This window comes from Sorangium sp. So ce321 (assembly GCF_051530195.1).
GTDB lineage: Bacteria > Myxococcota_A > Polyangia > Polyangiales > Polyangiaceae > Sorangium.
Genome location: NZ_CP150329.1, coordinates 2,524,364 through 2,549,389 on the forward strand (window position 1 = coordinate 2,524,364; position 25,026 = coordinate 2,549,389).

Sequence of the window (25,026 nt, forward strand, 5' to 3'; positions counted from 1 at the left end):
GTTGTGCAACGAAAAGCCTCCGAGGAGTCATCACATGCCGAGATCCATTCTCCGGGCCGCGCCCGCGTGCCTGGCTACCGCCCTGGTCCTGCAAGGCGCGACGGCCCACGCCGACGTCGTCCTCGACTGGAACAGGGTGACCGTCCAGGCCGCGAAGACCGCGGGGCGGAGCACCAACGCGCAGAGCCGCGATCTCGCCCTCGTGCACCTCGCGGTGCACGACGCGGTGGCCGCGATCGTGCCGCGCTATCAGGCCTATTCTTCGCACCCCGTCGCCGCGGGGCCGGCCTCGGCGGACGCCGCCGCCGCGGCCGCCGCGCACGCGGTGCTGACGCAGCTCTTCCCCGCCCAGGCCGAGGCGCTGGACGACGCGCTGAGCTTCTCGCTCCAGGGCATCCCGGACGGCGCGGAGGAGGACAACGGCGTCGCCGTCGGCGTCCAGGCCGCCGAGGAGACTCTGGCGCTGCGCGCTGACGACGGCTCGGCCGGCTCGGAGTCGTTCCCGGAAGGGACCGAGCCGGGCAAGTGGCGCCACCCCCAGCCCGGCCAGACGGCCGACTCGACCTGGCGCTCGGTCGATCCGTTCGTGCTCTCCAGCCCCGACGAGCACCGCAGCCCCCCTCCGCCGGCGCTCGACTCGGCCGAGTATGCAGCCACCGTCAACCAGGTGAAGGCCCTCGGCGGCGCGAACAGCAGCGCGCGGACGCCGGAGCAGACGGTCATCGCGCAGTTCTGGAACGGCTCTGCGGTCCTCACGCCGAACGCCGTCGCGCGCCAGGTGTCCGCGGCGCGCGGCCTCGACATCGCCGAGGAGGCGCGCCTCTTCGCGCTGCTGAACGCGGCGCTGGCCGACGCCCGGATCGCGGCCTGGGACGGCAAGTATTTCTACCAGCTGTGGCGGCCCGCCTCCGCGATCCCGCTCGCCGCCGCCGACGGCAACGAGGCGACGGTCGCTGATCCGGAGTGGACATCGCTCCTCAGCCCGCTGCCCGCGCACCCGGATTACCCGAGCGGCGCGGCGACAGCGGTCTCCGCCGGCCTGAACGTGCTCAGGTACTATTTCGGCGACGACGTGAGCTTCTCGCTCGCGTCCGACACCTATCCCGACACCACGCGCACCTTCGCGAGCTTCAGCCAGGCGGTGAGCGAGGCGGCTCGCAGCCGCTATTACGGCGGCGTCCACTTCCCCGCCTCGACGGCGGCGGGGCAGACGCTCGGTGAGAAGATCGCCAGACAGACCTACATCAACCTGCTCCCGCCGAGCCCGGACGACGCAGGCCAGGGAGGCTCGGGCGGCGGCGGTGGGGCCGGCGGCGCAGGGGGTGACGGCGGTGGGGCCGGCGGCGCGGGGGGTGACGGCGGTGGGGCCGGCGGCGCAGGGGGCAGCGGCGAGGGCAGCGCAGGCGAGGGGGGCGCGCCGGGGACAGGCGGAGCCGGCGGCGGCGGGAGCGCGGCCGGGGGCGACGGTGGGGCTGGCGGGCAGGCCAGCGACGGCGGCGGCGGGGGCGGCGACTCTCCGGGGCCGGCCGACGACAGCGGTTGCTCCGCCGCGACGGGGGCCGGAGCAGGCCGCCCGAGCGCGGGCTTCCTGATCGCCAGTGCCGCGCTCGCGCTGTCCGCCCTGCGCCGGCGACGGAAGACGGGTTGAGAGGAGCCCCGGCTGGAGCTGCGGGCGGCGGGTCAGCGCCGCGCCGCGGGCCGCCGGGGCGGCTATCGTGCGCGCATCGCGGCGGCGATACCGGATTGCAAGGTGCTGTAGGTGGCGATGCCGCGCAGGTCCACGCCGAGCTGTACGAGGACTTGCGCCATCGACGGCTGAATGCCGGTGACAAGCACCCGCGCCCCGAGGAGCCGCACCGCCTGCGCGGCCCGCACCACGGCGTCAGCGGCCTGCGTGTCGATCGTCTCCACGCCGGTGACGTCCAGGATCACCATCGAGGCGCCCTCTTTCGCGACCCCCCGGAGCAGCCCTTCCATGATCTGCTCGGAGCGCCGGGCGTCGATCGGCCCGACCAGCGGCATCGCGAGCACGTCCTTCGCCAGCGGCAGGAGCGGCGTGCTCAGGGCGCGGATCGTCTCCTGTTGCGCCGCGATCAGCTCGGCGCTGCGCTGCAGCTCCTCGGCCTTCGCCTCCGCCGCCTGGCGCGCCTGCACCTGCTCCGTGATCTCGACGCCGTAGTGGCACACGCCGACGATGCCGTCCGACCCATCGCGGACGGGCGCGTACACGATGTTGAACCAGCGCAGCTCCTCGCGGCCCTGCTCCGCGTCCTGCAGCTTCACGGGCACCTCGCTGCCGAGGAACGGCTGGCCGGTGCGGTAGACGCCGTTCACGAGGGCATGGAACCCCTGCGCCGCCTCCTCGCTGAGCACCTCGCGGAGCACGTCGAGGAGCGGCCTCCCCAGGAGCTGACGGCCCGGCAAAGAGGCGCAGTAGGCCGGGTTCACGAGGGTGAACACGAGCTCGTCGCCCCGCCACATGCAGACCGGCGTGCGCGCGTGCATGAGCATGTCGTGGAGGCTCTGGTGCGTTGACCGCAGGTCCGAGAGCTCGGCCTGCGCCTGCGCCAGCGCCCTCTCCAGCGCCGCTATCCGCCGCTCCGCGCTCTCGGACGTGGGCGCACCTGCAGGAGCCGTCCCTTCATGCGTGCCTTCTCCCATGATGCTGATTGCCATCCCTCGTCCTGCGACGCTCCGCTGCTCCCTCGCTGCCCTGAAGAAAGGTAAGTGCCGGTCGGGCCAGCGGTAGCGCCACTGTACGGGGATGGTATTCGAGCGCTCGCCACGTGTAAATCGAGGTACGGGCGCAGCGCGCGTGGTGCGCTGGGTTGCACAGGACCTGTCCGCGCCGCTGTCGTGCTCGCCATCCACGATGGTGTGGCTGTCGTCGTTCCGTGTGGGAGACGCTGCTCCACGTCGGGTGGTCGCCACACGTCCGGATCCATCCGCTGCGCATGACGCGATGACGCGATGACGCGATGACGCGACGACGCGACGACGCGACGACGCGACGACGCCCCGCTCGCGCCGTGACCCGCGGGGCGGGCCTTGCGAGGTAACACCTGAGGAATCCCCTCATTGTGCAGCCCTTTTCAGCGGGGAAATTGAACAGGGAGGCGGGGAGACGGGGAGTGTTTTGAAGATTTCCCTCCCCGCCTCCCTGTGAATTTTTCGAAAAATTTGAGGGGATGCCTCGGAGGTAACACCGCAAGGTAACAACGGTTTTCCGCTCGACGACGCACGGTAGAGCTTGCTAGGCTGCTCCAGTTGGCCGGAGAGCGCTCTGCGCGCTCGCGAGCGCGAGAGCCCTTCTGGGCTGGAGCGCGCACGTGACGCCAGAGGCGCCGCGCCATCGAAGAGAACAACGCCTCCCCAGCGTAACGAGAGGAGCTTGACAATGAGAGCTACAACGAGCTTGTCGGTCGTACTCGCGGGCTGCCTGACGGCCCTGCTCTGGACGGGCAGCGCGGCCGCAAAGGACCATGCGCCGGGCGCCGGCGATGGCGCGGCGCGCAAGGTCAAGTGCAATGACACAGAGAGTGTGCTCGTGCTCACGCCCATCGGAGAGAATCAGTACCTGAGCTATCAGCGGGTGCTGCTCGACGCGCCGATCAGCGAGGTCTGGCCGGTGCTCCGCGACATCGAGCGGTTCGTGGAGGCCGTCCTCCCCGACGTGGCGCCGACGTTCATGTGGGAGGACGGTGGAGGCCCGGAGATCATCCCCTCGCGCTACCAGTTCACCTCGGGTGGCATCACGCTCCACGAGGAGATCATCTACCGCTCCGAGGAGGAGAACCAGATACTCGTTCGTCTCGTGGAGCCGGTGCCGGAGCTGGGCATGGAGCAATATTACGCGTTCGGAGATGCGACCCGGGTGTGCGGTAACAAGACGCTGCTCGAGTACACCCGGTACATCGAGCTCGCGCCGGGAACCGACCCGGAGTTCTTCAGGGCGCTGTTCACGCAGGAGTTCATCGACATCCCGGCGTACTTCAACAACTAGCGCCGCCCCGGGGCATCCCCGGTTCCGCGACGACAGTGGGCCCTCCTCGGGCCGGGCTGCCACCCACGCCCGACCCGCCCACCGCGCCGGGCGCGGCCGCCGCCTGTCACGGGATGACCTCGACGGCCATCCCTTCGCCGAGCTCCGCGCTCGCGAGCTTCACGATGCGCTCGCTCCCGTCGAGCCCCGTCGCGATCTGGATGGTCGCGCCCGTGTCGCGCTCGACGACGATGGGCACGAAGCGGATCTTGTTCCCCGGGTCCACGACGGCCACGCGGAGCCCCTTGGCGTCGTTGTAGAGCGCCGTCGCCGGGATCTCGAGCACGCGGTGCGGCGTGGGCAGCGTCAGCGCGACCTCAGCGTACATGCCCGCGAGGAGCCTGCGGTCCGGGTTCGGCACCCGCACCTCGGTGTTCATCGTCCGGGTCGCCGCGTCGAGCGCGCCGGCGGTGCGCGCGACGGTGCCCTGGAACGGCTGCCCCCCGAACTCGCGCACCGTGACCTTCGCGGGGGCGTCGACGCGCACGCTGGGCGCGACGTCCTGCGGGACGCCCACGAAGACGCGCACGGGGTCCGTCGCGGCGATCTTGAACAGCGGCGTCGCGTTGCCGGCCGTGACGAGCGCCCCGCGCTCGACCGTGCGCGAGGTGACCGTCCCCGCGAACGGGGCGACGATCTTCGCGAACCTCTTCAGGTCGAGGAGGCGCTGGATGTTCGCCTGCGCCGCGGTGATCGCCGCCTGCGCCACGGTGACGCTCGCCTCGGCGACGTGCGCCTGGCCCTGCCGCTGCTCGAGCTCCTCCTGCGGCGCCACGCCCGCCGGGACGAGCTGCTCGTAGCGCTTCACGCTCGACAGCGACAGGTCGCGGTTGGCCCTGGCCTGCAGGAGCCCGGCGTTCGCCTGCACGAGCTGCGCGCGGGCCTGCGCGAGCTCCTGGTCGAGCTCGGGCGTGTCGACCTCGGCGAGGACCTGCCCCTCCTCGACCTTGTCGCCTATGTCGGCGCTCCACTTGCGCACGTAGCCGCTCACGCGCGGGTAGACGACCGTCTCCTCGAGCGGCTGGATGCTCCCCGGCAGGACGAGCGCCCTGTCGCTCGACACCGGCTGCGGCGCGACGGTAGCGACGCGCGGGGCCGCGCCCTCGCCGGCCCTCACGCCCTCCTCGAGCGCGGCGCGGGCGCTCCGGCGGGGCAGGTAGGCCGAGGCGAACGCCGCGCCGAGCACGACGAGGACGCCCACGCCGAGCGCGACGCCGCGCGTCCTCGTCATCACGGCGGGCGGGGGCAGGTCGAACCCGAGATCGTCGCCCGGCGGGGCCGGGTGCGGAGCTGTGGCGGGGTGATCGGGGGGGCTCATAGGTTCTCTGCCAGCAGGTCTCGGGCCGGCGCCTTGTTGCGGAGGATGCTGTACATCACCGGCACGAAGAACAGCGTGGTGATCGTCGCGACGAGCAGACCGCCGATGACCGCGCGGCCCAGCGGGGCGTTCTGCTCGCCGCCCTCGCCGAGGCCGAGCGACATCGGCAGCATGCCGAAGATCATCGCGAGCGCGGTCATGAGCACCGGCCGGAGGCGCGTCATGCCCGCGGCGAGGGCCGCGGCGACCGCGTCGCGGCCCAGCTTGCGCTGGTCGTTCGCGAACGTCACGACGAGGATGCTGTTCGCCGTGGCGACGCCGACGCACATGATGGACCCCATGAGCGCGGGCACGCTCAGCGTCGTGCGCGTCACGAAGAGCATCCACGCGATCCCCGCGACGGCGCCCGGGAGCGCCATCAGGATGATGAGCGGGTCGAGCCACGACTGGAAGTTCACGACCATCAGCAGGTAAACGAGCACGACCGCGAAGAGGAGCCCGTAGCCGAGCCCCTGGAACGAGGAGTCCATGCTCTCCGCCTGCCCCTTGATGGTCACCTTCGTCCCGCGCGGCAGCTCGGGCCTGAGCTCGTCGACGACGCGCTCGATGGCGCTCGCGACCGAGCCGAGGTCGGTGCCGTCGACGTTCGTCTGGACGTCGAACGTCCTCGCGACGTTGTAGTGGGTGATGTTGGCCGGCCCGGTGCCGCGCGACAGCGACGCGACGTTGGACAGGAGCTGGGGGCGGCCGTCGCCGGTCGACAGGGGCGTGGCGTTCACGTCGTCGAACGAGCCGATCGCGTGCTGGGGCGTCTGCACGGCGACGAGGTACTGCACGCCGCGCTTGTCGAGCCAGTAGGTCGGGGACGTCTGCCCGCTCGACGAGAGCGAGACGAGGACGTCGCTCGCCACGTCGCGCTGGCTGAGCCCCATCTGGTCGGCCATGGTGCGGTCGACGTCGATGCGGAGCTGCGGCCGCTCCGGCACCTGCGCGAGGTGGACGTCCACCGCGCCAGGGACCTTCTCCACGCGCCCGGCGATCTTCTGCGCCACGGCGAGGGTCTCGTCCTCCTTGCCGATCGGGCCCACGACCTGGACGTTGATCGGCGCGGCGAGGCCGAAGTTCAGCACCTGCGTCGAGATGTCGGGGGCGAGGAAGAAGAACGTCGTGTCGGGGTACGTCGCGTTGAGCTTCGCGCGGAGCTGCCGGACGTAGCCGGCCGTCGGCCGGTGGTGCTCCGCGAGCGCGATGAAGATCTGCCCGTCGGCCGACGAGATCTGCGCGCCCTCGCTCAGGGACAAGTTGATGCCGCTCGCCGGGATCCCGATGGTGTCGAGCATCGTGCGGATCTCGTCCGGCGGGATCACCTCCCGGATGGTCTGCTCGATGCGGGCGAAGCGCCGCTCGCTCTCCTCGAGGCGGGTGCCCGGCGCGCCGCGCACGTGGAGCTTGATCAGCCCCGCGTCGACGCTCGGGAAGAAGTCGCGGCCGAGCAGCGGGATCAGCGCGACCGAGGCGGCGACGAACGCGAGGAACACGCCGACGAACCCGGCGCGGTGCGCGAGCGCCCACGCGAGCCACCCGCCGTAGGCGGCCCGCAGCCGGTCGAATGCGCGGTTGAACGCGGCGAAGACGCGCCCGAACAGGCTCTTCGGGTGCTCACCGTGGCCGTGGGCGTGCTCCGCCGCCTCGCGCTCGAGCAGCAGGCGCACGAGGGTCGGGACGAGCGTCCGCGACAGGAAGTACGACATCAGCATGGCGAAGACGACCGCCAGGGCCATCGGCACGAAGAGCGACTTCGCGGCGCCGGTGATGAACGCCACCGGCACGAATACGATGCAGATGCAGAGCGTGGCGACGAGCGCCGGGACGGCGATCTCCTGCGCCCCGTCGACGATGGCGCGGATGAACGGCTTCCGCTGCCCGAGGTTGCGGTGGATGTTCTCGATCGCCACCGTCGCGTCGTCGACGAGGATGCCGACCGCGAGCGCCATCCCGCCGAGCGTCATCACATTGAGCGTGTAGCCGAGCGCGTTCAGGGCGATGATCGAGACGAGGATCGAGAGCGGGATGCTGATGACGACGATGAGCGTGCTGCGCCAGCTCCCGAGGAACAGCAGGATCATCAGCGCGGTGAGCCCCGCGGCGATGAGCGCCTCGTGCACCACGCCGTCGACCGCCGCGCGCACGAAGATCGACTGGTCGAAGAGCAGCGAGACCTTGAGCTCCTTCGGGAGCTTCTCCAGCGTGGCCGGCAGCATCGCGTGGATGCGCGAGGTGACGTCGAGCGTGCTCGCGTTCCCGTTCTTGAGGACGCTGAGGAGCACGCTGCGCTTGCCCTCCACGTGCACCATGTTCGTCTGCGGCGCGCTGCCGTCGCGGACGCTGGCGACGTCGCGGAGGTAAACGGTCGTCCCGTTGACGGTCTTGAGCGGCAGCTTCCCGAGGTCCTCGAAGGCCGCGGGGCTGCTGTTCATGATGACGGGGTACTCGTTCTCCCCCATCTTCGCCGTGCCCGAGGGCAGGATGACGTTCTGCAGCCCGAGCGCGGCGTTCACGTCGCGCGGCGACAGCCCCCAGGCGAAGAGGCGCTGCGGGTCGATGTCGACCATGATCTGGCGCTGCTTGCCGCCGTAGGGGTACGGGATCTGCGTGCCCCGGATCGTGGCGATGTCGGCGCGGATGAAGTTGACCGCGTAATCGAAGAGCTGCTGCTCGCTCAGCGACTCGCTCTCGAGCGCGGCCTGGAGGATGGGCACGCTGGAGGCGCTATAGCGAATGATGAGCGGCGGGCTGATGCCGGGCGGCATCTGGCGGATGGCGGTCTGCGAGATCGCCGTGACCTGCGCCGTGGCGGCCTCGACGCTGGCGCCGGGCTGGAGGAAGATCTTGATGATCGAGATGCCGGTGAGCGACTGGCTCTCGATGTGGTCGATGTCGTTGACGGTGGTCGTGAGGAAGCGCTCGTAATTGTTGACGATGCGCTTCTCCATCTCCTCGGGGGGGAGGCCGCCGTAGTTGAAGATGACGGACAGGACCGGGATGTCGATGTCGGGGAAGATGTCCGTCGGCATCCGGGTGATGGTGAACACGCCCAGGATGACGATCAGCATCGACATCACGATGAACGTGTACGTGCGTTGAAGCGCGATCCGGACGAGCCACATGGGCCAATTCCCGTCCCCCCACCGGAGCGCCCCGGGTGGGGGCGACGCCTGGGGCAGGCTCCGCATTTAGGGTGCCCCTGACGTTCGTCCAATCTATTATTTCGTATCACACGATACCTTCAAGGTATGGATCTGCGCCACCTCCGGTACTTCACGGCCGTCGCCGAGGAGCGGCATTTCGGCCGCGCGGCGCGGCGGCTCGGCATCGCGCAGCCCCCGCTGAGCCGGCAGATCCAGGATCTCGAGTCGGAGCTCGGCTTCTCGCTCTTCGATCGCTCGCGCCGGCGCGTCGATCTGACGCCCGCGGGCGAGGTCTTTCTCGCCCAGGTCCGGCGGGTCTTCGACGCGCTCGAGCTCGCGGTGCACGAGGCCCGGCGCGCGAGCGTCGGCGAGACAGGGCGCCTCGTGGTCGGGTACCTGTCGTCGCTCGCCTACAGCGGGATCACCGAGCTGGTCCGCGCCTTTCGCACGGAGTTCCCGTCGGTGGAGCTCGCGCTCCGCGAGATGCCGCCGCAGGAGCAGATCGAGGCGCTCAAGGACGGGCGCATCGACGTCGGCTTCGTGAGGGCGCCGCTCGACGACGCCCGGCTCTCCGCCGAGTGCGTGCGGCGCGAGCCGCTGGTCGTCGCCCTGCCGGCCGACCACCCGCTCGCGGGGCGCAAGCGCATCCCGCTCGAGCTGCTCTCGCGCGAGCCGTTCGTCGTGTTCCCGCGCCAGCGGGGGTCGGCCTTCTTCGACCTCGTGGTGGCGCTCTGCCGCCAGGCGGGCTTCTCCCCGCGCATCGTGCAGGAGGCGCTGCACCTCGACATCCTGAGCCTCGTGGCGGCGGGCTTCGGCGTCTCCATCCTGCCGGACTCGATCAAGAACATCCGGCGCAGCGGGCTCGCGCTGCGGCCGATCGTGGGCGCGCCGTCGACCGACCTCCTCCTCGCGTGGCGCGCGGGCGACGCCTCTCCCACGCTCGGGCAGTTCCTTGCGTTCGTGCGGCGGGTCGGCGTCGACAAGCCGCGCGCGGCGCGCCGGGCGCGGGGCGAGGGCGAGCCGGGGCGGCGCGCTCCGGGGGAGGAGGGCGAGGGCGAGCCGGGGCAGGAGGGCGAGGGCGAGCCGGGCCGCCGCGCTCCGGGCGAGAGCGAGGGCGAGCCGGGCCGCCGCGCCCGCGGGGCCGGCGCGCGCCGGGCGGCCGCGGCGGAGGAGGAGTAGCGCGCGTTCGGAGCGTCCCGGGCGCCAGCGGCCATGTCGCGCGACTCGACACCTCGACAGGCCGTTGCGAGCAGGTCATCCCGGCCGCGCGCGCCCTCGCGCGAGCGCGTCGGCCCGGGCGATCAGCGTCGGGATGCGGTGCGCCCCGTGCATCGCCTGCACGAGCCGGGCGGCGTCGCCCAGGTCGAGCCCCCGCGCGGTCACGAACAGCGGCCGCTGGCTCGAGCCGCGGCACACGTGCGCGGCGAAGCGGCTCCCGCGGAAGGCCGTCTTGGCGACGCCGACGACCGCGACCGCGCCGCCGAGGCGCTCGTGGAGGTGCGCGCCGAGGCCGGGCGCGCCGGCCTCGTCGAGCTCCACGTAGCCGTCGATGACGAGCGCCGCGGGGCGGGCGCGCACGCGCCCGAGCACCTCGAGCAGGCAGGGCAGCTCGCGCTCGAAGAAGGCGCCGGGGCGATACGGCATGACGGACGGGAGCGTCGCGATCTGCTCCTCGCTGGCCGCCGCGTCGGTCCAGCGCTCCGCGATCACGCACGCGGCCCTGGCGCCTTCTCCCTCGTAGTGGACGTCGAGGACCGCGATCCGCGGCGCCTCGCCCGCCGTCGCGCCGGTCCGCCCCGCCGCCGGTTCTCCAGTGGGGCCGTGGTCCGCCGCGGGCCCGGCCGGCCGCGGCTCAGGCACGGGGCACCCGCGGCGCCGCGACCGGCCCCCTCCGGTTCCGCAGCGCCGAGAGGGCCCTGCCGAGCGTCGGGTAGAGCGTCATCCCCTCGAGGTCGATGCCGAGGTGGGTGAACCCCTGCGCGACCTGCGGCCGCATCCCCACGACGATGACCTCGGCGCCGAGCAGGAGGGCGGCGCGGGTCGTCTTCATCAGCGACTCGGCCACCTGCAGGTCGGCGACGGGCACGCCGGTGATATCCATCAGCAGCACCTCGGCTTCCTGGCGGCTGATCTCCGCGAGCACCACCTCGAGGATGTGGCGCGCGCGCTCCAGATCGATGGCGCCGACGAGCGGCACGAGCAGCACCCCCGCGTCGAGCGGGATGACCGGGCAGCCGAGCCGGCGCACGGCGTCGGCCAGGGCGCGCTCGCGCTCGTACGCGGCGCGCGTCTGCCGCTCCTGCTCGACCAGCGACTCGATCAGCGAGGCGCGCTCGAACGAGGCGGTGAGCATCGCCACCCACACGTCCATGTCCCGGTGATCGAGCCCGAGCGGGCTGCTCACCGGGGCGCAGACCGCGAGGATGCCGCGATCCTCGCCGTCGCTGCGGAGCGGGAGGAGCCGGATGACGTGGTCGCCGTCGTACTGGACGGCGGCGGGCAGCCAGTCGCCGCGCGGGAACTCCGCTGCCTCGACGCGCGTGTCCGCCGCCGGCGAGGCGAGCGGCTTGCCGGGGGAGGCGCTCTCGACGATCCGCAGCACGGGGCCGGCGTCGCCGCGCGCCTCCCACACGGCGAGGCAACCCCAGCTCATCTGCACGGCGGAGAGCCAGCTCAGCTTGCTCCCGCCGCCGGCCGCGTGCTCCAGGAGCGTCTCCCGGATGACGAGGTTGATGTCGAGCAGGCCGTTCAGGTAGTCGGCGCGCGTCGACTCGATCGCCACGCGGCCCTGCACCACGTCGTGCCGGGCCTGCCGGATGTACGCGGCGACGCGCTCCCCGGCGGCGGCGTCCGCCGCGCCGCGGAGCATCGCCTGGCCCGCTTGCTCCAGCCGGTCGACCATCCGGAGGAGCATGCCGACGTCGGGCATCTGCGCCGCGACGTCTCGCCACGCCCGCTCCAGCGCCGCCGCCTGGGGGCCAGGCCGGCCCTGGGCGGCCGCCTCGAGCCCCGCGAGCACGTCCGCCACCCCGGGCCAGGCGTCTGCCGGCGCGGCCTCCGGGTCGACCGGCGCCGAGAAGCTCGCGAGGGCGGCAAGCTCCTGGGCGAGCGTGGCGAGCGCGTCGGCCTGGCCCGCTGCGCTCTGGCCAGCGGCGATCCCGCGCGCGCCCGGCGCGACCGCCGCCGGGGCAGGCGAGCAGCCGCAGGAGCGGCGCACGACGAGCGTCGTCGGCCCGACGTGCCCCCCGCTCGGCACCTCCCGGCCGGCGAGGAGATCGATGAGCATCTGCGCGGCCGTCCTGCCGAGCGCGTCGAACCGCTGGCGGACGGTGGTCAGCGGCGGGGAGGCGTACCTGGCCGCCTCGATGTCGTCGAACCCGACGAGGGCCATGTCCTCGGGGACGCGGAGGCCTGCCTCGGTGAGGGCGTCGAGCGCCCCGAGCGCCCCCTGATCGGTGGCCATGAACATCGCGGTGCAGGACAGGCCGAGCTCGAAGAGGCGCTGCGCGGCGAGCCGCCCGCTCGCCCGCTCGTTGTTCGGGAGCTCGAAGACGAGCCCGGGATCGAACGGTATGCCGTGCTCGTCGAGCGCGTCCCGGTAGGCCTGGAAGCGCTGCCGGATGTCCTCATGGGTCATGTTCCCCGCGAAGAGGATCCGCCTGTGCCCGTGCTCGATCAGGTGACGGGCGGCCGCCAGGGCGCCCCCGTGGTTGTCGGGCACGACGTAGGGGCAGCGCGCGTCCCTCGCGTGGGTGCTGAGCGTCACGACCGGCCGGCCGTCGTCGAGGAAGCGCTCGAGATCCGTCGGATCGATCACCGCGATCCACCCGTCGATCTGGTCGCGCGCGAGCTTCAGCTCGTGGACCTCTCGCGGGGACGACCTGATGGCGATCACCCGGTATCCGGAGCGCCCGGCGGCCGACTGGATGCCGCCGAGCAGCTCGCAGAAATACGTCCCCCAGATGTCGGGGCACATGATGCCGATGGCTCTGTCGAGCGACATGGTGGGAGAGTCCTCGGTTGTCCTCGGCTCCGGCGTGCCGCCGCGCCGCGATCACAAACGGGCACACCTATCATGGGATCCCCGCGTGTGTCATGCCGACCGGCTGCGCTCAGGTGGCGAGAGCGGCAGGACAGGTGCAGGGCTCCCCGGAACTACCGCGTGTAGTGAATCGTGATCGGCGGCGACCAGGCCACGATCGGGGTCCCGTGCTCGTCCTGCGCCGGGCGAAATCGCTTCGTCATGGCGCACCGGGCGGCGGCCTGGCCAAAGCCGTATCCTGGATCGCTGAGGACCCGCACCGATCGAGGGGAGCCGTCCGCGCCGACGTACACGGCGATGACGGTGACCGCCGACTCGATGTCTTTTGCCTGTTCGGGAAAGGAGCAAGCCCACGCGCCGTGCTCTCCGGTGCTCATGAGCTCAGGAGGCGACGCGCCGCCGCATGCGCCTGCTGGGAGCAGGGCGGAGAGGAGCAGGAGCGTCATGGACGCCCGGGTGTGCCTCGTCATGGAAGCAACGCATACCCCGGAACGGCGGCGGATCCCACGCTCGCTGGCTGTGCGGGGTCGGCTCGTCGACATCGGGCCAACGCGACGTCGCTCCAGTCGTGACCGGCTCCCTCCGCAGCGGCTCGGCCCGGGCTCACGCCCCGTGCGCCGGCGGCTGCTCGGGGTCGCTCGCGAAGGGGAGGGCCTGCTGCTCGAGGACCACGCGCCCCCGGCGCTTCGGCCGGCGCGGCGGCGCCTCCGCCTCGGCAGGCTCGCCCTCGGTCCGCTCGGCGGTCCGCTCGGCGCAGCGCGGGCAGATGGCCGGCGACGGCTCGACCGGCTCCGGCGCCGCCGCCGCAGGCGGGGGCGGCGCCGGCGGCTCCGGCGCCTCGCGCTGCGGCGGCTCCGGCTCCGGCGGCGGCTCCGGCTCGGCCCGCTCCAGCTCGGCGCGGCCGCGCGCGTGCTCGGCGGTCACGAGGGCGCGGAGGGCGCGGGCGGCGGCCCGGTGCTCGGCGGCGGCCCGGCGCAGGCGCGCGACCAGCTCGAGCGCCGCCCGCGGCGGGGCGTGGAAGCGGGCGCGCTCGCGGTGCGCGCAGCCGTCGTGACCGCCGCCGCCGCCGCTGCCGCAGTCGATGCAGATCCGCTCGAGCGAGGGCGGCGCTCCGTCGCCGGAGAAGGTCTCGTCCGCCGCCGTGTCGTCGGGCGGGATCGCGTCGACAGGATCCTCGTTGGGCGGCAGCTCTTCGACGACGACGGCGGCGGCGGCCTTGCGGGAGCGCATGCCTGTCGGCTAGCAGATGATTGAACGGATGTACAGTACACGCCCGCCATCGAGGAGCGGTGGACCTTCCGGGCGCAGCGGTCGAGGCGCGGCGAGCGGCCTGCCGCCGGGTCGGGGCTGCGCGCCGCTGGCGGACCACGGCTTGGCGGTCAGCGGAGGAGCAGGGCGACGCAGGCCGCGCGCCTCCGGCGACCCGAGAGCGTGATGGAGCGGAGCGAGCGGGCCGTCCAGGCCCGGCGAGGCTGCGCCAGGGCTGCGTGCAGCACGCGCGTCGCGGGATCGGAACGGAGAGGCCGAGCCAAACGGAAAGAGGTCATGGAGGACAAGAGCGGTGAGACACGCTGTGTCCGCTGTGCCTCTGTGACTCGGTGCCTGATTCATGGACAGCGGAGATCGACGCGCTCCCGATCCCGCCTGGCCAAGGGTGCGGATGCGCTCGCGCAGCAGGTGGAGCGCGCCTGCGCCCGGAGCGGGGGAGCGCCGGCGCGGCGTCCAGCGCGGGGGCGGTGTGATAGCGTGCTGGCATGTTCTCCCCGCTCGCGCCGCCCGCGCCGAGGAGCGCGCTGATCCGGCCAGTCCGAGGCGTCCGATTCGCGCGCGCCGCCTGCCTCGCGGGGGCGGCCATGGCCTCCTTTGCGCTCGGCTGCGAGAGCATCCTCGGGATTCACGAGGTCTCGCGCGACGGCGACGGCGGCGCCGCGGCAGGGGAGGGAGGGAGCGGCAGTGGCGGCGGGCCCGGGCACGGCGGCGGCGGGACGGGCGGCGGCGGGACGGGCGGCGAGGGCGGGACGGCCCAGGAGGGCTTCACCCTCGCGATCGAGCCGGCGGCGCCGCGCGTCGTGCGCGGCAGCTCCGCGGAGCTCACGGTCACCGTCGCGCGCTCGGGCGACTTCGCGGGCGACGTCGAGCTCTCGCTGTCGGATCTGCCGGGCGGGGTCACGGCGAGCCCGGTCGTGGTCCCGGGCGACGAGGCAACCGGCGTGCTCACGGTGACCGCCGACGCGCTCGCGTCGGTCGGCGGAGCGACGCCGTCGCTCCGGGCCAGCGCGCCCGGGCTGGAGGAGCGCGCGGTGCCGGTCTCCCTCCTCGTCGCCGACCCGCCGGGGACGCTCGACCAGTCGTTCGATGGAGATGGAATCGCCTCCAGCGGGACGGCGCACGAGGCGCGCGCCGTCGTCGTTCAGGCGGACGACAAGATCCTCGTCGCCGGGGTCGACGGAGCGACCTGGGGGCTCGCGCGCTTCCTGCCGAGCGGCGCGCTCGATCCCGAGTTCGGTACGGAGGGCCTCGTCGTCGGCCAGGCGGGAGCGGTGGAGTCGCTCGCGCTCCAGCCGGACGGGCGCATCCTCGCGGTGGGGACACGGAACGATCGGATCGCGATCGTCCGGTTCAACGCGGACGGCGGGGTCGACCAGGCCTTCGGCGCGAGCGGGGTCGCGACGCTCGATCCCGCCTTTGGCAGCGACACGGAGGGCTTCGACGTCGCGATCCAGAGCGACGGCGCGATCGTCGCCGTCGGCGTCGCGGCCGCCGGCAACCGCGGCGTCGTCGTGAGGTTCTCTCCCACCGGCGACGTCGATCGCGCCTTCGGCGGCGGGGGCGTGGTGGCGATCGAGGAGAGCCCGTTTCATGGGCTCGCTGTCGGTGAGGGCGACCGGCTCGTGGCCGGAGGAACGAGGACGATTTCCGGTGGACCGACCTTCGCGGTGACCCGGTTCGACCCGGATGGGGTACCGGATCCCGACTACGGGACGGGCGGCACCGGCACCCTCGACCACGCGCCGTACCGGGACGCCGACCTCGCCCTCACACCCGACGGGAAGACGTTCCTCGTGGGCTACGCGCTGGACGGCGTCAACGAGTGGGTCTTCGCGAGCTTCGACGCGGAAGGCTCGGCGGACGCGGCGTTCGGCGGGAGCGGTCTGCTGCGCGCGAGCGCGGGCGAGGGGCACTATGTGCGGGGCTACGGCGTCGCCCTCCAGGCCGACGGCAAGATCCTCGGCGCCGTCGCGGGAGGCACGGCGAGCGCGGGCGTGACGGCCTCGATCCTCCGGTTCCTGCCGGACGGCACGAAGGATCCAGGGTTCGGCGCCTCGGGGGCCGTCGTGCTCGACGACCACCCGGAGACCAACCGCCTCGACGCCGTCGCCGTCCAGCGCGACGGCCGCATCGTGGCCGCGGGGAAGCGATCGAACCTGGGGCTCATGGTGGTGCGCGTCTGGGATTAGCCGCCAGCGCCGGGCCCACGCCATGAGCGCAGGCCGACGCTCATTCGCCGCGCAGGAGCCCGTAGCGCGCGAGCTTCCGGTAGAGCGTCGTCCTCGCGATTCCGAGGCTCCGCGACACCTCGCACACGTTCCAGCGGGAGAGCTCGAGCGCGGCGCGGATCCGCTCCTCCTCGGCGCCCCGGTAGTCGGCGCGCGACCTGCCCCGCGGCGCGGGCGCCGCGGCCGGAAGCTGGATGTCGGACGGGCCGATCTCCGGGCCGGGCGCGAGCACGCACGCGCGCGCCAGGACGTTCTCCAGCTGCCTCACGTTGCCGGGCCAGCCATACGTCGTGAGCCGCCGGAGCGCGCCCCGGGACAGCCGGAAGGCCGGGCGGCCCTGGCGCGCCGCGAGCTTCTCGACGACCGCCTGCGCGATCGCCGGGATGTCGTCCGGGCGGTCGCGCAGCGGCGGCAGGCGGATCTCGATGACGCTGATCCGGTAGTAGAGATCCTCGCGGAAGCGCCCCCGGGCGACCTCCTCCCGCAGGTCCCTGTTCGTCGCGCAGACGACCCGTACGTCGGGCACAGGGATGCTGCGGTCCGCCCCCACGGGGCGGATCTCCCGCTCCTGGAGCGCGCGCAGCAGCTTCGCCTGCACGGCGACCGGCATCTCGCCGAGCTCGTCGAGGAACAGCGTCCCGCCACGCGCCGCGAGGAACAGGCCGCCGTGGTCCCGGACGGCGCCGGTGAAGGCGCCCTTCACGTGGCCGAAGAGCTCCGACTCGAGCAGCGCCTCGGGCAGCGCGGCGCAGTTGACCGCCACGAACGGCCCCTCGCGCCGGGGCCCGCCCGAGTGGATGGCGCGCGCGACGAGCTCCTTGCCCGTGCCGCTCTCGCCCGTCACCGTCACCGTCACGTCGCTCTCCGCGACGCGCTCGCAGAGCGCGAGCACCGCCCGCATCGGGGCGCTCCGCCCCGCGATCTCCGGGAAATCGTGGCGCGCGTCCGCGCGCGTCCGCTCGAGCTCGTGCGAGAGCCGCTCGATCTCGTCCGCCTGCGAGCGCATGAGCTCCGCGACCCGGCGCTGCTCCTCCTCCAGCGCCCGCGTCCGGTCCCGGAGCTCGGCCACCAGCCTTCCGTTGTGCAGCGCGACGGCGATCTGGTCCGCGAAGGCGCCGAGCAGATCCGCGTCGCCCGCCGCGAACTTGCCGCGCTGGAACCGGTTGTCGAGGTAGACGGCGCCGAGCACCGCGCCGTGCGCGCGGATCGGCACGCACACGATCGACCGGAGCCGCAGGCTGTGCACGGACGCGTTCCCGTGGAACCGCTCGTCGGCCAGCGCGTCGACCGTGAGCACGGCCTCCCCGCGCTCGACCACCCGCTTCGCGATCCCGTGGCTGAACTTGAGCTGGCTCTTGCCGACGCGCTCGCGGTCGAGGTTCCGCGCGACAGCGACCTCGAGCCTGACCTTCGCCCGCGCGTCCACCGGAGGCGAGGGCGACGGTGACGGCGGCGACGCCAGGATCACGAAGCCCCGCTCGGCGCCGGTCAGCTCGATGGCCGCGTCCATGGCGAGGCGGAGCACCTCCTCCGCGTCGAGCGTCGAGCTCAGGCGCCGGTTCACCTCGAGGAGCTTCATCACGAGCTCCATGCGGGCCGCCGGCTGCGCGGGCCCGACCCGGAGCGCGGCCCGCCGGGGGTGCCGCCAGAAGACCTCGGCGAGCTCCGCGGGGAGCGTGCTCCCGATGCGCTCCCAGCACTCGAGCGCCGCCGTGCGGTGCCGCTCGGCCAGGGCCGCCGCCGACCGCAGGCGGAGCACCTCCGCGGACACCTCCTCGTGCCGCGCGTGGAGCTCGAGCTGCGCGACCCTCGCCACGAGGTCCGCGCCCCGCTGCACCTCCGCGAGGGCCGCGTCCGTGTCGCCGAGGGCGAGCGCGAGCTCCGCGCCCGCCGTCGCGCGGCGCAGCGCGAGGTCCGCCGCGTCGGTCTCCCGGAGCAGCGCCGCGGCCTCGGCGAGCCGGGCGCCCGCGGCGGCCCGGTCCCGCGCCGCCAGGGCGACCTCCGCGGCGTGGATCATCGCCTCGCACGCCTCGCGCTTCGAGCCGCGCGCCGCGTGGCCCGCGCAGGCCTCCTCGAGCAGCCGCGTCGCCTCGCCGAGCGCGCCGCGCGCGGCGGCGATCTCCGCGGCGAGCCCGAGCGCCGCCGCGGCGATCTCCCCGGGCACCTCCGCGCCCTCGAGCGCGCGCAGGCGCGCGACGCCGAGCTCGGCCCGCTCGAGCAGGCCGATGTCCGCGTGGATCTTCGCGAGGTTGAAGCGCAGCGTCGCCTCGGTCCGCTCCTTGGCGAACGCGGCGGCCGCCCGCAGCCCGCGCTCGTAGCAGCGCAGCGCCGCGCCCCAGTCGCCGAGCTGGTGCCGCGCCGTCCCCAGGTTCAGCGCGGCCGTCGCGAGCAGGTCGCCGAGGCCCTCCGCCTCCGCCAGGTCGAGCGCGTCCTGGAACCCGCGCGCCGAGAGGGCCGTGTCGCCGGCGCGGTAGGCGTGGAGCGCGTGGTAGCTGAGCGTGCGGACGCGGGCGCGGGGCGAGTCCGACGCCGGCCGCAGCGCCACGGCGCGCGCGAGGCTGCGGAGCGCCCCGGCCTGGTCGCTCAGGTACCCGAGCGCGAGGCCCAGCGTCTCGGCGAGCTCCGCGGCGGCCGACGCCGCCGCGCCGGGCGACGCCGCCGCGCCGGGCGACGCCGCCGCGCCGGGCGACGCCGCCGCCTCGCCGGCCGGGAGCGCGGCCGCGGCCTCCGCGACGGCGAGCGCGCCCTCGGCCTCGCGCCGGGCCTCGTCGTAGCGGCCGAGGCGCAGGAGGCAGCGCGCGGAGAGGCTCGCGAGGCGCACGTCGACCACGTCGACCGCCCCGGCCGAGAGGGCGCGCGCGCGCGCGAGCTGCCGCAGCGCCCGCGCGACCTTGCCGAGCTTCTCGTAGCAGCGCGCCGCCCTGTACGAGAGCTCCGCGCCGACCCCGGGCGGCGGCGCGGGCGCGCCTGGTCGACTCGCCCGCGTCCCCCGCCTCGCCCGCGCGAGCAGCGACAGCGCGCGCCTCGGGTCGCCCGCCGCCTCGAGCGCGGACGCGGCGGCCACGAGCGTCCGCGCCTCCGGCATGGCCGCGCAAGCGGCGTCCGCCGCGCGCACCCAGGCGCGCGGCGCCCACTCGAACATCGGCTCGGAAGCGGCGAGCGCCCGCCGCGCCGCCTCGTGGTCGCCCGCGAGGGCGAGCGCCCTCGCCCGGTCCGCGGCGCGCTGGCTGCTCCGCGCCGGGGCGAGCGCCCCCTCCTCCGCGCCGGCGAGGTGAGCCGCCAGCGCCCGCGCCACCTCGCGCACGACCCCCGCGTCGAGCCAGGGCACGAGCGCCCTCGCCTGCCCGGGCTGGCCGAGGCGGTGCCCGTCGCCGTCGAGCCGCGCGATCCCCGCTGCCTCGAGCGCGTCGAGCGCCGCGCGCCCCACGCCGAGCGCCGCGGCGGCGTCGGGGCCGAGCGGGTCGGCGACGGCGAGCGCCGCGAGCGCGCGCGCCTCGCCGCGGTCGAGCGCGGCCACGCGCCGGCGCCAGAGCTCCGGGGTGCCCGTCGTGTCCACGAACCGGTCGAGCTCCGCCTCGCTCAGCCGGCGCTGCGCCAGCGCGGCGCAGAGCTCCTTGAGCGCGCGCGGGCGGCCGCCGCTCGCGCGCAGGAGGTCCGACGCGCGCGCCGCCGTGGCCAGCGGCGCCGTCCACACCCGGACCGCCTCCTCGCCGAGGGGGCCGAGCGGGAGCTCGATCACGGAGGCGCCCCTCACGCCGAGCCGATCGGCGGAGGCGATGAGCCAGAGGAGGGCGTCGGTCGGCTCTGTCGACCGCACGAGCGCCTCGAGCAGCGCCCGGTCGTGCGCGCCGAGCCGGTCCGCGTCGTCGATCGCGAGCACGCGCGGCCGCTCTGCCCGGTCGGCGTGCGCGAGCGGCGCGCGCGCCCGCGCGAGCACGCCGCGGGCCCCGAGCAGCGCGTCGACGCCGGCCGGGAGCGATCCGCCGCCGAGCGCGCGGAGCAGCAGCGCGCGGAGCGGGTCGTCGCCGCGGGGGGCGCCCTCGAAGACCGGCGCGCGGAGCTGCGCGCGCCACTTGAGCTCGCGGAACAGCCGCGACTTGCCGGCGCCCTCCTCGCCCGTGACGACCACGGCGCGCGGCCCGCGCTCGCCCCGGAGCAGCGCCTCGAGCGCCGCGCCGAACGCCTCGACCTCGCGCTCCCGCCCGACGATCTCGCCCGGCTCGCTCAGCACGGCGGGCGCGCGCCGCGGCAGCCCGCCGGCGGAGAGGGTCTCGAGGACCTCGTCGACGCCGGAGGGCCGGCGGGCCGGGTCCTCCGCGGTCAGCCGCTCCGCGAGCCGGCGCGCGGCGGCGGGCGGCGCCCCGGAGAGGAGCGGGAACAGGTCCTCGAGCGTGCGCCCCACGGCGAAGAGGTCGGAGCGCGCGCTCGGCGTGGCGCCCCGGAGGAGCTCGGGCGCGAGGAACCGCGCCGTGCCCGAGAGGTCCTCCGCGGCCGCGCGCATCCGGCGCGCCGCGCTGAGGTCGATGAGCACGCCCGCGCCGTCGTCGCGCACGAGGACGTTGTCGGGCTTGAAGTCGCCGTGGACGATGCCCGCGCCGTGGAGCCAGCCGAGCGCGTCGAGCGCGTCGAGCAGGACGGGCAAGGCCGCGCGGAAGGCGCGCCCCCGGGCGTGCTCCGCGAGCGTCCGGCCCCGGATGAGCTCCGCCGTCGTGTACGTGAGCGGCGCGCCGCCGGACGTGGTCCGGGCGAAGTCGTACGCGCGCGGCAGGCGCGGGTGGGCGCAGGCCGCGAGCAGCGAGAACTCGCGCCGGAACGCCTCGACCGCGCCCGCGGAGCCGAGGCGCAGCGCCTTCAGCGCGACGTCGCGCTCGAAGAGGCGGTCGCGCGCCTCGAAGACGGAGCCGAGCCCGCCGCGCCCGAGCGCGCGCACGACGTCGTAGCGGCCGTCGACGACGACCCCTGGCGCAATGCCGGGCTGTACCATCGGTACAGAGTGGAACACAATGGTACAAACAAGGCGACCGGACTCTCGGGAAACCCGAGCGGTCGCGCTGGCACGGCTGTTGAACAGCCTGGCGGCGTGATGCGCTGGCTCGCGGTTCTTCTGGTGGCGTGCGTGGCCGGGTGCGGGGTGAACCCGATCCCGGAGCCGCCGGCTGCGCCCGAGCTCGGCGACGTGACCGGCGACGTCTGCATGGTGTGCGACACAGGGCCGGTCGACCTCGCCGGCGGACCGGGGAGCGCGACGAACGCCGACGCCGTCTGGGCGGTGAACCTCGACGGGACCGCGCCGCCCGCGGTCGCCGAGGTCGGCGCCGACGGGAGCTTCTTCCTCTCGCCGGATGTTCGTCTGGGCGACGAGGTGCGCGTGCAGGCGCGGCGCGGCGAGCACCGCTCCGCGCCGGTGGATCTCGTCGTCGCGGACGGCGTCCTCGAGCGCGCGCCGCGCCCGCTGGCCGACTGCTTCCATGTCGAGCCGGAGCTCGAGCTGCCCGACACGGCGGCCTTCGAGGTGTCCACCGTCGCCCTCCGCCTCGAGCACAGCTGCGCGGATCCGCTCGCGATCGACGCGATCGCGCTCCGCGCGCCGGCCGCCGACCTCGCCCTGCAGGGAGGGCCGGCGCCCGTTGTCCTCGCGCCCGGCGAGCCCCTCGACGTCCGCGTGGAGTTCCGGCCGCGCGCGTCCGGCCTGCGCGAGGAGGTGCTGCTCATCGAGGCGTCCTCCCCCGCGGCCACCGCGGTCATCCGTCGCGCGGTGACGCTCTTCGGGCGCGGCGTGCCCTGAGTCGACGAGAAGCTTGCAGGCCCCCTCCGGGGAGCCTCTGGCGGGCCTCCAGGTGGAGGCGCGCTCCCACGAACCCTCTCTCTTGCGACAAGACCATGGAGACGAACATGCGATCAAATGCCTTGTGGTTCCTTTCGATATCCGCGTTCCTCGGTCCGCTCGGGTGCCAACCCCAGGTGAGCGGCGGTGACTGCCCGGATCCGCGCGACCCGGAGGTCCGCTATGTCTCCCACGACCCGGAGGAGTGCGCCCGCATCGACTTCGATTGCTCGCCGCCGCAGACGCTCTTCTCCGACGAGTGCGGGTGCGGCTGCATTGGCCCCGAGGCGCCGGCCTGCCCGGACCCGAGCGACCCGGAGGTCCATTACATATCGCGCGACCCGCGGGCGTGCGAGGCCATCGATTACGCGTGCTCGCCGCCGCAGACGCACTTCTTCAGCGAGTGCGGGTGCGGCTGCATCGGCCCCGAGGCGCCAACCTGCCCGGACCCGAGCGATCCGGCGGTTCATTACGTATCGAGCGATCTGCGGGAGTGCGAGCTCCTCGATTTCGCGTGCTCGCCGCCCGAGACGATGTTCGTCAACGAGTGCGGGTGCGGCTGTATCGCCCCCGAGGCGCCGGCCTGCCCGGACTCGAGCGATCCGGACGTGCGCTATGTCTCTCACGACATCGAGGAATGCCACCTCATCGACTTCATCTGCGCGGAGAGCCAGTCGCAGTTCGTCAACGAGTGCGGCTGCGGCTGCGTCGGTCCGGAGCCCTCCCTCGGGCACGCTCGTCAAGGCACCTGACCGCGCCGCGAGCGGCCGCCCGAGGGAGGCGCCGGCGGCGCCGACCGCGCTCGCATGCCCGTGCAGGAACATCCACATGCGCGCACCCGGGGAGCGTCGCGCCGGAGCGCGCGACCCGCCGAGAGAGCCCGATCGCTCCCGTTGAAGTTCCCTGCTCGCTCCGTCGAGGCCGGTGATAGGCTCGCCAGCTCATGGGGGGCATCTCGACCGGGATGGAGACGGGGGCTATCGGCCAGCGCACCTCGAGCGTGATCGGCGTCGCGTCGCTCTTCTGTGACAACTCCTTCAATGCCGTCGTCTTCGGTGGCATGCACCGCGCCGCGCGGGCGCGCGGCTACCAGCTCCTCGTGCACTACGGGTCGCCTCGGAGCGTCGCCGAGCGCGGGCTAGGGCTCCGCCAGTTCGCCGGCTGGATCGCGATGTACACCATCGACGGCCTGGAAGAGCTGCTGTCCGACGGCAAGCCGGCCGTGATCTTCTGCGCGCCCGCGCTCGGCGAGCGCTGCCCGATCGTCCGGGCGGAGAACCGCGATTCGATTCACCGGCTCGTCCAGCACCTCATCGACCTCGGCCACCGCCGGATCGCCTTCATCGGCAAGTGGTCCTCGGACGACTTCGTCGAGCGGAGCAGGGCGTTCGAAGAAGCGCTGAGCGCGGGCGGGCTCGAGACAGGTCTCAACCGGCTCTCCTGCTTCGACGGGAGCTCGATCGTCTACACCGAGCAGCGCCTCGGGGAGCTGCTCGAGCGCGACGGCAAGTTCTGCGACGCGATCGTGGCGGGCAACGACGAGATGGCGATAGGGGCCATCCACGCGATCCAGGCGCGCGGCTACCGCGTGCCCGAGGACATCGCCGTCGTGGGGTTCGACGACATCAGCATCGCCCAGCACTGCGACCCGCCGCTCACCACGATGCGGCAGAACGCCGAGCTCCTCGGGAAGAAGGCGGTCGAGCTGCTCATCGATCTGCTCGACGGCCTCCCCCCTCCGCAGCCCGTGACCCGCGTCCCCGCCGAGCTCGTGGTGCGGCGCTCGTGCGGCAGCGCCTCGTGGGACCCCGGGCCGCTCGCGCCGGCGCTCGACGCGCCGGGAGGCGACTGGCAGCGCGACCTACCCAGGCAGCTGGGCTCCTTGCTCGCGCTGGGAGCGCCCTCGCCGCCCGGCGAGGCGCCCCTCGTCTGGCCCGAGGTCGAGGTGATCGCGCAGGGCCTCGGCGCGGCGCTCAGCGGGGCGGAGCTGCCGGACATGGCGGCGCTCGAGCGCGCCTTCGCCGCCGCGGTCGCGCGCAACGACAGGATCGAGGCCCTCCTCGCGGTGGTGAGCCAGGTCGAGGCGACCGCCGCGCGGCAGCTCGCCGGCGCGCCGGAGCCGGACGCCGCGCGCCGGATGGAGACCTTCCTCGGCCGCGTGCGTCTCGCGCAGCAGCGGGCCCTCGCGGCGTCGGAGCGGCGCGGCGTGACGAGCCTCGAGCGGCTGGTCCGCGCCAACATGGCCATGACCGGGCTCCTCGCCTCGAAGCAGATCTGGACCGACGAGCGCCTCGGGTGGCTGCGGCACACCACCGTGCGCGTCGGGTGCCTCGCGCTGTGGGCGGACGATCGGGGGGCCGGGTCCGAGCTCCTCATCGACAGCGTGCATAGCAGCGATCCGGCCCTGACCGCGCTCGTGGGGCGCCGGTGCGAGGCCGCCCTCTTTCCGCCGCCCGAGCTGCTCGACGCCGCCTCACCGGACGAGCTGGGCGGACATCTCGTGATCGTCCCGATCGCGAACGCGCGGCGCGACTGGGGCACGCTGGTGCTGGGAGGGCTGTACACCGAGAGCTTCGCTGACAACCTCCAGCCGCTGGCCATGTGGGTCTCGCTCCTGGTCGCGGCGTTCGAGCATCACGACATGGAGGCCGCGCTGCACGCGGAGCGCGACATGCTGGCCGCGGCGTACGAGCGCGAGCGCGCGCTGTCGAGCACGGTGCGGGAGCTCGGCTGTCCGGTGATCCCGCTGTTACCGGGGGTGCTGCTGATCTCGCTGATCGGGGCGATCGACGCGGCGCGGGCGGGGCAGATCCTGGAGGCGGTGCTCGCGGGGGTGGCGCGGGAGGGCGCCCGGTGGGTGCTGCTCGACCTGACGGGCGTGCCGCTGGTGGACGAGGCGACGGCGGCGGCGCTGGTGCAGACGGCGCAGGCGACGCGTCTGCTCGGGGCGCGCGTGAGCCTCGTGGGCGTGGGGCCCAGGATGGCGCAGCGCATGGTCGAGCTCGGCATCGAGCTGCATGGGATATCCATCTTCCAGTCCCTCGCCGCCGCGATAAACCACCTGACGCAGTCCCCCGGCTGACGGGGCTCTCGACTCCCTCTCGCGCGGCCGCTC

At 74.0% G+C, this 25,026-nt stretch carries 15 protein-coding genes; 7 read left to right on the forward strand and 8 right to left on the reverse strand.

Features of this window, described 5'->3' with window-relative positions; all coding sequences use genetic code 11:
- Positions 1-34 precede the first annotated feature (34 nt).
- Complete coding sequence (locus WME89_RS09865) at positions 35-1,648, forward strand: vanadium-dependent haloperoxidase (RefSeq protein WP_438008967.1); 1,614 nt, start codon at positions 35-37, stop codon at positions 1,646-1,648.
- A 62-nt stretch (positions 1,649-1,710) separates the two neighbouring features.
- Here the strand turns inward: WME89_RS09865 and WME89_RS09870 are convergent, their stop codons facing one another.
- Entirely contained in the window at positions 1,711-2,676 is a 966-nt protein-coding gene (locus tag WME89_RS09870; RefSeq protein WP_438008968.1) for an STAS domain-containing protein, read from the reverse strand.
- Between the two features lie 739 nt (positions 2,677-3,415).
- Here WME89_RS09870 and WME89_RS09875 point away from each other — a divergent pair.
- Positions 3,416-4,003, forward strand: coding sequence for a hypothetical protein (locus tag WME89_RS09875; RefSeq protein ID WP_438008969.1), 588 nt, complete (start codon positions 3,416-3,418; stop codon positions 4,001-4,003).
- A 106-nt stretch (positions 4,004-4,109) separates the two neighbouring features.
- On the opposite strand, the gene WME89_RS09880 is transcribed toward WME89_RS09875, so the two are convergent.
- On the reverse strand, positions 4,110-5,360 hold the full coding sequence (locus WME89_RS09880) for an efflux RND transporter periplasmic adaptor subunit (protein WP_438008970.1): 1,251 nt from the start codon (positions 5,358-5,360) through the stop codon (positions 4,110-4,112).
- Positions 5,357-8,527 carry an efflux RND transporter permease subunit gene (locus WME89_RS09885; RefSeq protein ID WP_438008971.1) on the reverse strand — a complete coding sequence of 1,057 codons (3,171 nt, stop codon included), beginning with the start codon at positions 8,525-8,527 and terminating at the stop codon, positions 5,357-5,359. Before WME89_RS09885 ends, WME89_RS09880 begins: the two co-directional genes overlap by 4 nt.
- Positions 8,528-8,653: 126 nt before the next feature.
- Here WME89_RS09885 and WME89_RS09890 point away from each other — a divergent pair, with 126 nt between their 5' ends.
- A complete protein-coding gene (locus tag WME89_RS09890) occupies positions 8,654-9,727 on the forward strand; it encodes a LysR substrate-binding domain-containing protein (protein ID WP_438008972.1) in 1,074 nt (357 codons plus the stop codon).
- Positions 9,728-9,802: 75 nt separating this feature from the next.
- Here the strand turns inward: WME89_RS09890 and WME89_RS09895 are convergent, their stop codons facing one another.
- From WME89_RS09895 to WME89_RS09910, 4 genes are all read right to left on the reverse strand, one after another.
- On the reverse strand, positions 9,803-10,408 hold the full coding sequence (locus tag WME89_RS09895) for an endonuclease V (protein ID WP_438008973.1): 606 nt from the start codon (positions 10,406-10,408) through the stop codon (positions 9,803-9,805).
- Positions 10,401-12,551: a substrate-binding domain-containing protein gene (locus WME89_RS09900; RefSeq protein WP_438008974.1), complete on the reverse strand. Its 2,151-nt coding sequence runs from the start codon at positions 12,549-12,551 to the stop codon at positions 10,401-10,403. The genes WME89_RS09895 and WME89_RS09900 overlap by 8 nt, the downstream gene beginning before the upstream one ends.
- 152 nt (positions 12,552-12,703) lie before the next feature.
- Positions 12,704-13,060 carry an energy transducer TonB gene (locus WME89_RS09905; protein WP_438008975.1) on the reverse strand — a complete coding sequence of 119 codons (357 nt, stop codon included), beginning with the start codon at positions 13,058-13,060 and terminating at the stop codon, positions 12,704-12,706.
- A 133-nt stretch (positions 13,061-13,193) separates the two neighbouring features.
- Complete coding sequence (locus tag WME89_RS09910; RefSeq protein WP_438008976.1) at positions 13,194-13,820, reverse strand: hypothetical protein; 627 nt, start codon at positions 13,818-13,820, stop codon at positions 13,194-13,196.
- A 623-nt stretch (positions 13,821-14,443) separates the two neighbouring features.
- On the opposite strand from WME89_RS09910, the gene WME89_RS09915 reads away from it, so the two are divergent.
- Positions 14,444-16,048, forward strand: a complete 1,605-nt coding sequence (locus tag WME89_RS09915; RefSeq protein ID WP_438008977.1) for a hypothetical protein — start codon at positions 14,444-14,446, stop codon at positions 16,046-16,048.
- A 40-nt stretch (positions 16,049-16,088) separates the two neighbouring features.
- Here WME89_RS09915 and WME89_RS09920 read toward each other — a convergent pair whose 3' ends face one another.
- Complete coding sequence (locus WME89_RS09920) at positions 16,089-21,071, reverse strand: sigma 54-interacting transcriptional regulator (protein WP_438008978.1); 4,983 nt, start codon at positions 21,069-21,071, stop codon at positions 16,089-16,091.
- A gap of 99 nt (positions 21,072-21,170) precedes the next feature.
- Here WME89_RS09920 and WME89_RS09925 point away from each other — a divergent pair, with 99 nt between their 5' ends.
- From WME89_RS09925 to WME89_RS09935, 3 genes are all read left to right on the forward strand, one after another.
- A complete protein-coding gene (locus tag WME89_RS09925) occupies positions 21,171-21,872 on the forward strand; it encodes a hypothetical protein (RefSeq protein WP_438011917.1) in 702 nt (233 codons plus the stop codon).
- A 107-nt stretch (positions 21,873-21,979) separates the two neighbouring features.
- Positions 21,980-22,663 carry a hypothetical protein gene (locus tag WME89_RS09930; protein ID WP_438008979.1) on the forward strand — a complete coding sequence of 228 codons (684 nt, stop codon included), beginning with the start codon at positions 21,980-21,982 and terminating at the stop codon, positions 22,661-22,663.
- 191 nt (positions 22,664-22,854) lie between these two features.
- On the forward strand, positions 22,855-24,993 hold the full coding sequence (locus WME89_RS09935; RefSeq protein ID WP_438008980.1) for a substrate-binding domain-containing protein: 2,139 nt from the start codon (positions 22,855-22,857) through the stop codon (positions 24,991-24,993).
- Positions 24,994-25,026: the final 33 nt, after the last annotated feature.